This is a genomic window from Kribbella sp. C-35 (assembly GCF_046549195.1).
Taxonomy (GTDB): domain Bacteria; phylum Actinomycetota; class Actinomycetes; order Propionibacteriales; family Kribbellaceae; genus Kribbella.
On sequence record NZ_JAJPWG010000018.1, the window covers coordinates 1 to 591 of the forward strand.

2 protein-coding genes are annotated in these 591 nt (G+C 50.6%); one reads left to right on the forward strand and one right to left on the reverse strand.

Going from position 1 to position 591, the window contains the following annotated elements; genetic code table 11:
• Positions 1-265 (forward strand): arylamine N-acetyltransferase (locus tag ACLJOO_RS42675; RefSeq protein ID WP_410794086.1); only part of this gene is annotated, 265 nt, incomplete at its 5' end.
• 94 nt (positions 266-359) lie between these two features.
• Here ACLJOO_RS42675 and ACLJOO_RS42680 read toward each other — a convergent pair.
• Positions 360-591: hypothetical protein (locus ACLJOO_RS42680; RefSeq protein WP_410794088.1), on the reverse strand; the 232-nt coding region annotated here is incomplete at its 5' end.

Here is a 591-nt window from a genome sequence, read left to right on the forward strand (position 1 = left end):
GCCGCAGTCGCATTTTCGCCATCATTTGCTGATGTGCCGCCATTTGCCGGACGGCGGCAAGCTGACACTGACCAATTATCATTTTACCCATTATGAAAATGGGCACGCGGTGGAGCAGCGAAATCTACCGGATGTGGCGTCATTATATGCTGTGATGCAAGAACAGTTTGGTCTGGGCGTGGATGATGCGAAACATGGCTTTACCGTGGATGAGTTAGCGCTGGTGATGGCGGCGTTTGATACGCCCCCGGAGGCGGGAAAATAATTTATGTCAGGTTGCCGGATGCGGCGTAAACGCCTTATCCGGCATACGGTTGATACGGTTTTCGTTGGCCGGATTAAGCACATCCGGCCATTAATTAAGCTTCAGCCGCCAGCATCTCTTTCTTACGTTGGCTAATACGCTTAACCAGCATTACGGAAACCACCGCACCACAGAATGCGAAGCAGGCCATAATGCCAAACACGATTTTGTAGCCAATAATCCCCGGATTTAAATCCAGAATGTAGCCATACAGACTGAAGCAGAACATCGCCGGGGCGTAACCAATAAAGCTACCCAACGCCATCGCCGCGCCTGTTTTATTTTCA